This is a genomic window from Actinosynnema sp., from assembly GCF_052038725.1.
The window spans coordinates 1-1,903 of record NZ_JBQGCX010000644.1; the positions used below are offsets into that span (position 1 = coordinate 1).

The window sequence follows — 1,903 nt, forward strand, 5'->3', positions numbered from 1 at the left end:
GCGCCGACACCGGACCCGGACTCCCACCGCCCGCGCGCCGCGCACTACTGTCGTCCCCAGCGGCGCCTGGGCGTCACCGCCCGACCGCGTTCCCGAGCGCCACCCCGGAACACCCCTTGAGAAGCAGCACCCCCTGAGCACCGCCCGGAGCGCCACCTCCGGGCAGCACCCGCGACCCCGGTCACCACGTCGGGCGGCGAGTTGTCGTCGTCCCTTGTGGATGGTGTTGGCTTAGCGGGTGACCACGAGGTTTACCCATGTCCCCTGAGCAGAGCGCCGCGGCGCCGCTGCCCGCACCCGAGGCGGGACCCGCGCCCGGCGGCGACCGTCCCCCTGGCGCACGAACCCCGATCGACGACCGGTCCGGCGGTGACCGGCCCGACAACGGCCGGCGCGACAACGGCCGGCTCGACGGTGTCCAGCCCGGTGGTGTCCAGCTCGGCGATGACCGGCCCAGCGGCGTCCAGCCCAGCGGCGTCCAGCCCGGCGGTGTCCAGCTCGGTGGCGTCCAGCCCGGTGGCGACCAGTCGGCCCGCGGCAGGGAGGCCGGCGTCGAAGCGCCCGGTCGGGCCCTGCTGCGCGACGTGTTCCGGCGCAACGCCCGGTCCACCGCGCTCGGGTGCGCGTTGTCCGTCGTGCACCAGACCTGCGAAGCGCTGGTGCCGGTCGCCATCGGGCTCGCCGTCGACCGGGCCGTGTCCAGCGGGTCGCCCGCCGCGATCGCGGTCGCGGTGCTCGGGGTGCTGCTGCTGGTCGCGGTGCTCTCCTCCGGTGGCGGCCTGTCGTTCTGGGTGCTCGACCGGACGATCCTCACCGAGGCGCACCGGTTGCGCGTGCGCGGCATCGGGCGGGTGCTGACCGATCCGTCCGTCGGGCAGGACCGCCGGGCAGGCGAGTTGACGAACATCCTCACCTCGGACGCCCGCGCCACCGCCGAGTCGCTGCGCGTGCGGGCCCTGCTGGTGTCCGCCTCGGTCGGCCTGACGGTGTCCGTGGTGGTGCTGCTCGGCGTCGACCTGCTGCTCGGGCTCGGGGTCGTCGTGGTGCTCCCGCTGCTGGTCCTGGGCGTCGACCGGCTCGGGCCGTGGCTGGAGAACCGGGTGCAGGCCCGGCAGGAGGCCGGGGGGCTCGCCGCCGCCGTCGCCGCCGAGCTGGTGCACGCCCTGCGCCCGCTGCGCGGCTTCGGCGGCGTGCCCGAGGCGGTGCGCCGCTACCGGATCGCCAGCCGCCGCTCGCTCGGCACCGCCGTCGACGCGGCCACCGCCTCGTCCGCCCTGGTGGGCGTCGGCCAGATCGCCACCGGGCTGCTGCTGGTCGGCACCACCGCCGCCGCGGGCCTGATGGCGCTGTCCGGGCGGATCAGCGTGGGCGAGCTGGTGACCGTCGTCGCGATGGCCTCCTTCGTCGCCGACCCGGTCCGCTACATCGCCGACTGCGTCAAGCAGATCGCCGTGTCCCGCGCCAGCGCCGACCGCGTCGCCGCGCTGCTCGCCCCCGCCCGCGCCGAGCAGCGCGCCACCGACCCCGAGCCCGGTCCGCTGACCGTGCGCTCGGTCGGGGTCGAGTTCACGCTCAAGCCGGGCGAGGTGCTGGGCCTGGTGGTCGCCGACCCGGCCGTCGCCGACCGGATCACCGCCCTGCTCAACGGCGCGGGCCCCGGCGCGTGGCTCGGCGACGTGCCGCTCGCCGACGTGGACATGCACGTGCGCCGCCGCCACCTGCACGTCGAACCGCACGCCGCCCACCTGCTCGGCGGCAGCCTCACCGCCGCGCTCGACACCGGGCGCGCCACCGACCAGGCCGCCGTCGACCGCGCGCTGGCGGCCGCCTCGGCCGAGGACGTCGTCGAGTCGCTGGTCGACGGCGACCTGCACGACCACGGCGCGAACCTGTCCGGCGGGCA

Annotated in this window: 1 protein-coding gene; it reads left to right on the forward strand. The window is 76.7% G+C overall.

The genetic code is table 11. From position 1 onward, the window contains the following. Nucleotides 1-257: 257 nt before the first annotated feature. The coding region (locus ACTUAL_RS13635) for an ABC transporter transmembrane domain-containing protein (RefSeq protein WP_440900495.1) at nt 258-1,903 on the forward strand (1,646 nt) is incomplete at its 3' end.